This is a genomic window from Chromobacterium piscinae, assembly GCF_021129175.1.
GTDB classification, from domain to species: Bacteria; Pseudomonadota; Gammaproteobacteria; order Burkholderiales; family Chromobacteriaceae; genus Chromobacterium; species Chromobacterium piscinae.
Window position 1 is genome coordinate 38,781 of record NZ_JAJOHV010000098.1, and the last position, 7,265, is coordinate 46,045.

The 7,265-nt window shown below is 65.3% G+C and carries 7 protein-coding genes; 5 read left to right on the forward strand and 2 right to left on the reverse strand.

Annotation, left to right across the window (positions count from 1 at the left end):
- The first annotated feature begins 78 nt into the window (after positions 1 to 78).
- From LQR33_RS20860 to LQR33_RS20880, 5 genes are all read left to right on the forward strand, one after another.
- Positions 79 to 1,002, forward strand: coding sequence for a branched-chain amino acid transaminase (locus tag LQR33_RS20860; protein ID WP_046155762.1), 924 nt, complete (start codon positions 79 to 81; stop codon positions 1,000 to 1,002).
- 99 nt (positions 1,003 to 1,101) lie between these two features.
- Complete coding sequence (locus tag LQR33_RS20865; RefSeq protein WP_021475366.1) at positions 1,102 to 1,302, forward strand: zinc-finger domain-containing protein; 201 nt, start codon at positions 1,102 to 1,104, stop codon at positions 1,300 to 1,302.
- A gap of 122 nt (positions 1,303 to 1,424) precedes the next feature.
- Entirely contained in the window at positions 1,425 to 2,462 is a 1,038-nt protein-coding gene (waaF, locus tag LQR33_RS20870; RefSeq protein ID WP_221668767.1) for a lipopolysaccharide heptosyltransferase II, read from the forward strand.
- A gap of 1 nt (position 2,463) precedes the next feature.
- Positions 2,464 to 3,054 (forward strand): TetR/AcrR family transcriptional regulator, encoded by a 591-nt coding sequence (locus LQR33_RS20875; RefSeq protein WP_104947042.1) that lies wholly within the window; start codon positions 2,464 to 2,466, stop codon positions 3,052 to 3,054.
- 72 nt (positions 3,055 to 3,126) lie between these two features.
- A complete protein-coding gene (locus LQR33_RS20880) occupies positions 3,127 to 3,771 on the forward strand; it encodes a hypothetical protein (RefSeq protein ID WP_166440756.1) in 645 nt (214 codons plus the stop codon).
- 379 nt (positions 3,772 to 4,150) lie between these two features.
- On the opposite strand, the gene LQR33_RS20885 is transcribed toward LQR33_RS20880, so the two are convergent.
- Positions 4,151 to 6,100, reverse strand: coding sequence for a helicase-related protein (locus LQR33_RS20885; RefSeq protein ID WP_021475361.1), 1,950 nt, complete (start codon positions 6,098 to 6,100; stop codon positions 4,151 to 4,153).
- Between the two features lie 168 nt (positions 6,101 to 6,268).
- Positions 6,269 to 7,265 (reverse strand): acetyl-CoA C-acyltransferase (locus tag LQR33_RS20890; RefSeq protein WP_231470288.1); only part of this gene is annotated, 997 nt, incomplete at its 5' end.

Sequence of the window (7,265 nt, forward strand, 5' to 3'; positions counted from 1 at the left end):
ACACTGGTCCATCAACACAGCGCGGGCGCCTTGGGGCGACCCGCCGCCACACCAAGCACAACACAGGAGAAGACTGAGATGTCGATGGCTGATCGCGACGGATATATCTGGTATGACGGCAAACTGGTGGACTGGCGCGACGCCACCACCCACGTGCTGACCCACACCCTGCACTACGGCATGGGCGTGTTCGAAGGCGTGCGCGCCTATGAAACCCCGAAAGGCCCGGCGATCTTCCGTCTGCAGGACCATACCGAACGCCTGTTCCGCTCCGCCAAGATCCTGGGCATGGCCCTGCCGTTCAGCCCGGAACAAATCAGCCAGGCCCATCTGGACGTGGTCAAGGCCAATGATCTGAAGTCCTGCTATTTCCGTCCTATGGCCTTCTACGGCTCCGGCAAGCTGGGCGTGGCGCCGATGAAGAACGACGTGCAGGTGATCGTCGCCGCCTGGCCGTGGGGCGCCTACCTGGGCGAGGAAGGCCTGGAAAAAGGCATCCGCGTGAAGACCAGCTCCTTCACTCGCCACCACGTCAACATCACCATGTGCAAAGCCAAGGCCAACGGCAACTACATGAACTCCATCCTGGCCAACAACGAAGCCACCGCCGACGGCTACGACGAGGCGCTGCTACTGGACGTTGACGGCTTCGTCGCCGAAGGCTCCGGCGAAAACATCTTCATCGTACGCAAGGGCAAGCTTTATACTCCGGACCTGACCAGCGCGCTGGAAGGCATCACCCGCGACACCGTGGTGCAGATCGCCAAGGAAATGGGCCTGGAGCTGATCGAGAAGCGCATCACCCGCGACGAAGTCTACAGCGCCGACGAAGCCTTCTTCACCGGCACCGCCGCCGAAGTGACCCCGATCCGCGAACTAGACCGCCGCCCCATCGGCGCCGGCAGCCGCGGCCCGATCACCGCCGAAATCCAGAAGCGCTACTTCAACATCGTCAAGGGCCTGGACGCCGAACACGAACACTGGCTCACATACGTGAAATAAAACGGGTAATATCCGCACTGCGCGCCAGCAGCGACCGGTCACAGCCGGCCTGCTGGCACATGCATTTCGGATACCCGCTTGCCGCAACAAGGAATGACCATGGCAGAACAGAAAGAAAATACCGAACGCTATATCGAAGTCACCCAGCACGACCTGCCGCTGCACTGCCCGATGCCGGACATGAAGGCGTGGAACTCGCATCCGCGCGTCTACCTGCCGGTGCACAAGACCGGCGAAGCCCTCTGTCCGTACTGCGGCACCAAGTACAAGCTGGTCGGCCCCGTCGGCCACCATCACTGAGCCCGCAGCTGGCCTCGATGGCAAAGGGTGTGGCCAGGGCCACACCTTTTTTGCTTGCCGCCGCCAAACCCAAGCCGCGCTGAACCGAGCAGCCGGCTTGGGTTTGGAACCGGAAATACCGCATGAAGAAGAAAATCCTGGTCATCGGCCCCTCCTGGGTCGGTGACAGCGTGATGGCCCAGCCGCTGTACCGCCGCCTGCATCAGCGCCACCCCGGGCTGGAGCTGCATGTGTTCGCGCCTGCCTGGACCCTGCCGCTGCTGGCGCGGATGCCGGAAGTGGCCCAGTCCCACCTCAACCCCTTCGGCCACGGCGCGCTGCGGCTGGTCGAACGCTGGAAGGTGGCCCGCCACTTGGCGCGCGAGCGCTTCGATCAGGTGATCGTGCTGCCCAATTCGCTGAAATCGGCGTTGATTCCGCTGTTCGCCGGCATCCCGCTGCGCACCGGCTTTCTCGGCGAGTCGCGCTACGGCCTGCTCAACGACGCCCGCGAACTGGACGAGCAAGAACTGCCGATGATGGTGGAGCGCTTCTGCGCGCTGGCCGAAGACCGCAATCAGCCGCTGCCGCGCCCCATTCCCAATCCGCAGCTGATCGCCACCCCATCCGTCCAACGCCAGGCCGCGGCCAAGCTGGGCCTGGATGTTTCGCGCCCCATCGCCGCCTTCTGTCCCGGCGCGGAATATGGCCCTGCCAAGCGTTGGCCCGCACGCCACTTCGCCGAATTGGCCAAGCGCTTCCAGGCCGCAGGCTACGCGGTGTGGCTGTTCGGCTCCGCCAAGGACAAACAGATCGGCGACGACATCGCTCGGCTGGCCGGCGACGCCGCCGTCAACCTGTGCGGCGCCACTGGCCTGGACGAAGCGATAGATCTGATGGGGCTGGCCAAGCTGGCCGTGTGCAACGACTCCGGCCTGATGCATGTGGCCGCCGCGCTGGACAAGCCACTGGTGGCGTTGTACGGCTCCTCCAGCCCCGACTTCACCCCGCCGCTGTCGCAGCGGGCGGAGATCGTGTCGCTGAATCTGGACTGTAGCCCTTGTTTCGAGCGCAGTTGCCCGTACGGCCATACCGACTGCCTGGAGAAAATGCAGCCGGAACTGGTGTGGCAGGCTGCGCAGAGACTGCTCCCTTCCCTCGCCCCCCTCGCACAGGACTGACATGAGCGCCGTGGAATCCACCCGCCCTCCCGAGGAAAACAGCCGGCGCATGGAGCTGATCCGCGCCGCCGCCATCCTGTTCCGCGACCAGGGCTACGAACGCACGACAGTGCGCGATCTGGGCAGCGCCGTCGGCATGCAGTCCGGCAGCCTGTTCTACCATTTCCGCACCAAGGAGGAGATCCTGGTGGCGGTGATGGCGCTGGGCATCGCCAGCACCACCGAACAACTGGCCGCCGCCCTCGCCGCCGCAACCGACACCCGCGACAAGCTGGCCGCGCTGTTCCGCGTCCACCTCCATTCGCTGCTGGGCGACAACCAGGCGGCGCTGGAGGTCATGCTGTACGAATGGCGCAGCGTCTCGGAATCGGCCAAGCCCGGCCTGGTGGTGTTGCGCGACCGCTACGAAGCGCTATGGCAGCAGGTGCTGGACGAAGCGGCCGACGCCGGTCTGGTCAAGCAAGACACCCGGCTGCTGCGCCGCACGCTGCTCGGCAGCCTGCACTGGACCGTTCAATGGTATAGGCGGGATGGCGAGCTGGACGTGGATGCCCTGGCCCAGCGCATGTTGCAATTGGTACTGTTCGACTAGACAGGAAAAAACCTTATCAAAATAAGAAAAATGTTCTAATATCAGCGATATAGGAACATTGGGACCCTAGCCATGGCAAATATCGCGAGCGTAGGCTACCCCGCCCCGCAAACGCTCTATGCCGGGCAAAACACCCGGCAAGTGCAGGCATCGCTGGAAAACGGCCAGGCCGCCGTTCAGAAAGCCACCAGCGAACCTCAAACCCAGACCGCGGTCCGGCAGAATCCAGACTCCGCCCGGGTTGAGCAACAACTGCAGCAGCAGCTGACCAATAGCCGAGCACAGCAGGTCGCTCAACAGGCTTCCGTTCAGCAAACGACCGCGCAAACCGCCACCGCGCCTGCGAGCAAGGCCACGCTGGCCACCGCGCCGCAACCTGCGGCCGCGGCCGCGGCTGCTCCTGCAGTAAACGGCAATCCGCCTTCCGCCGCGGCCGCAGGCGCCGGCAACAACGCCGCCGCCAATAACAACGTGACAACCCAGGCTCCGGCCGCAACGCGAAACACGGCCCAGGCATCCGCCGCGAAACAGCAAGCAACGCCCCCGGCATCGACGCCCGCCCAAACGGCGACCGAACCCGCGGCCCAAGCCACCCGCCCGGTAGAGCAGGCTCAACGGCGCAACGGCAGCGGCCAGTTGGCGGTATCGCAATACCAGACCAACCAATCCTTGCTGCAACCCAGCGTATCCAGCACCAATATCTCCACAACGGCCTGACTGCCCGCCGCCGGAAACGCAAACAGCAAAGCCCCGCGACAGCGGGGCTTTGACTTTCCAGCGGCGCCCACGCAGGAGCGGGCTGGTAACGCATCTATGCCCTTTCCGGCCTTGCTCCTAACGGATCCGCTAAATCTTCTTGTGATTGCTCAGCCGACCATTGCTCCGCAGGCGCGCCGAGCGCCATCTAGAATGAGCGGCGGTTCGCTGACACGCAGCGCGATCATCGCGCGGCCTTTGTGCGCACTCCAAATTCTGGCCGAGCTGGCGCGCGCGACCGCCGGCAAGCCGTCCCATTGTGATTCGCTTGCGCCGCCCGCCTCGGCCTGGCTCCGAGCAAAGCCTTGCCGGACATTCGTCAAGACTCGCCCCCGTCGATTCAGCGTTGGCGCCCCGCCCCGGACTTGCGCCTCATCGGTTCGCGCCCTCCCCGGCTCTTTCTCTTCTGCGCGTTCTGAGCCTGCAGCAGCGCATCGATGCGCTCGGATGTGCTCTGCATCAGCAGCTGCGCCATTTCGCCGTCCGGGAAGGTGTCCGGCATGCGGTAGCCCAGCCAGGCATAGGCGGCGTACAGTTTGCAGCTGTCTTCCAGATATTGCAGTTCGTTGCGGCCGCCCGTTCCCATCATCCGCAGCAGAGGCGCGGTCTTGCTTCGCGCGCGCTGTTCGGCCCAGTCGTGCAGCGCATTGTCCAGCATCGGAATCTTGGTCGACACCGGGCACAAGCTGAAAGTGAAGCGATCGGCCAGGCTCAGCGGCAGGCTATCCAGCCATTCCGCCTTCTCCATCTGGTCGGACAGATTGGCCGGCAGGAAGAATTCATCGTGCACATTGATGTGTTTGGCAAACAGGCCCAGCAGGGGCTTGAGCTTGGCCTCCCCGGTCGCCTGGGAAATGGCTTCCAGATATTTCAGGCTGGGCGCGACGAAGAAGCCGTTGTTCGGCAGCGGTTCCGCCTTCTGGCGCAGCAGCGCGCCTATGGTCTTATGGGTGAGCCCGTCGAAACCGGCGACATAGCCGGTTTCATGCTTGCCGAAGCGGCCGGCGCGGCCGGCGATCTGCTTGGCCAGCGGCGCGGCGACGATGCCTTCCGCGTAGCCGTCCCACTTGCTGGCGGTTGTGAAGATGATGCGCCGAGCCGGGGTATTCAGGCCCATGCCGATGGCGTCGGTGGCCACCACCACCTGGGTCTCGCCGGCGACGAAGCGCTCGGCCTGCGCCTGCCTCACCTCGGGCGACAGGTTGCCGTAAATCGCCGACACGGTCAGCCCCTGCTCGATCACCTTGTCGCGCCAGTTCAGCACCTCGCGCCGGGAAAAGGCGATCAGCACATCGCCCGGCTGCAGGTTTTTCAGCGACAGCAGCGGCGCCTTGTCCATCTGCAGCGCGGTCTTGCGCTCCAACGTCCGCACTTCCAGCGTGCCGCCGACGCGCGCCACCAGCGATTCGATCGCCTCGCGCGACTCCGGCGCGCCGACCAGATAGATGGTCTGCGCCGGCACGCCGCACACGGCGGCGGTCCAGGCCGCGCCGCGGTCCGGATCATCCAGCAGCTGGATCTCGTCGATCACCGCCACTTCCACCTGCCGCTCTGGGTTCAACATCTCCACCGTGCTGGCGACGTGCGTGGCCTCGGGGTGCAGCTTGCGCTGCTCGCCGGTGATCAGGCTGACGGCGACGCCAGCCTGCTGCAGACGGGTGTAGTTCTCCAGCGCCAAGAGACGCAAGGGCGCGAGATAAACGCCGCTCTTGGCTTTCTGCAGATGCTCCATCGCCGCGTGGGTCTTGCCGGAATTGGTCGGCCCCAGCACCGCGATGAAGTGGCGCTGCATCGCGTAGGCGGTGGCGAACGATTCCGGATAGCGCGACAGGTTGACCGCGTCGCGGGTCTTGGCGGCGGCCTTGTCGGCGCTCTGCCGGCTGCGGGCGGCGGCCACCCGGTCCAGCGCGATATTGCAGCGCACCTTGGCGCGCTCGTACTTGGCCATGAAGGCGCTGAGCGCGCGCAGCGGGTCGATGCCGTCCACCGCGAACACTTCGCGCGCGCAGGCGGCGAGCTGGCCTTCCAGCTTCAGCCGCGCGGCGTCGTTCCAGCGCTCCTTGACCAGCGCCAGCTTCGCCGCCCCGTCCAGCTTGCGCCATTTGCCGCTCTTGCCGAGAAAGCCTTCGTCCGGCACCAAGTGATACGGGACGCGATGGCCGTCCAGATCCAGTTCGCCATGCACCGATACCGCATGGCTGCCCTCGGTGGTGACGATGGTGGCGTTATGCTCGGCCAGGTAATCGTCCAGCTGGATCTCGGGCGGCAATGCTTCAAGGGTGTCGGTCATGTCGGCTTTCGTTACGGTGCTAAAGGCGGGCGATGATAAAGCAGCCGGCGGCGGCACGCCAGCATGATGCGACTCTATCAAAATCCGCCATCGCCGACGACAAGGCAAGTTACAAAACAAACGAGCCGCAGGAATGTCCTGCGGCTCGTCGGCTGGCGCGACAAGCGCTTAGATCAGCTCGACCGCCAGCGCAGTGGCCTCGCCGCCGCCAATGCACAGGCTGGCCACGCCGCGCTTGCCGCCGCGCTGCTTCAGCGCCGACAACAGCGAGATCACGATGCGGGCGCCGGACGCGCCGATCGGGTGGCCCAGCGCGCAGGCGCCGCCATGCACGTTCACCTTGTCGTGCGGCAGCTTCAGATCGTGCATCGCCGCCATCGTCACCACGGCGAAGGCTTCGTTGATTTCGTACAGATCCACTTCGCCTGCCTTCCAGCCGGTCTTGACCAACAGCTTTTCAATGGCGTGCACCGGGGCGGTGGTGAACCAGCCCGGCTCGTGGGCGTAGCTGCTGTGGCCGACGATGCGGGCGATGGGCGTGAGGCCGCGCTTGGCCGCCTCGGACGCCGTCATCAGCACCAGCGCGGCGCCGCCGTCGGAGATGGAGCTGGAGTTGGCCGGGGTGACGGTGCCGTCCTTCTTGAACGCCGGCTTCAGTGTCGGGATCTTGTCCAGATTCGCCTTCAGCGGCTGCTCGTCGGTATCCACCACCGTGTCGCCGCCTCGGCCCGGCACCGTCACCGCTGCGATTTCATCCTTGAACAAGCCGCCCTTGATCGCCTGCTGCGCGCGGGTCAGCGAGGCGATGGCGAATTCATCCTGATCCTGGCGGCTGAAACCGTATTTCTCGGCGCACTGCTCGGCGAACACACCCATCAGCGTGCCCTTCTGGTAGGCGTCTTCCAGGCCGTCGAGGAACATGTGATCCTTGATCTCGCCGTGCCCCAGGCGCAGGCCGCCGCGTGCCTTCGGCATCAGGTAGGGCGCGTTGCTCATGCTCTCCATGCCGCCGGCCACCACCACGCCGCCATTCCCGGCCAAGAGCTGGTCATGCGCCAGCATCAGCGCCTTCATGCCGGAGCCGCACATCTTGTTGATGGTGGTGCACGGCGTGGCCTGCGGCAGGCCGCCGCCCAACGCCGCCTGGCGCGCCGGCGCCTGGCCC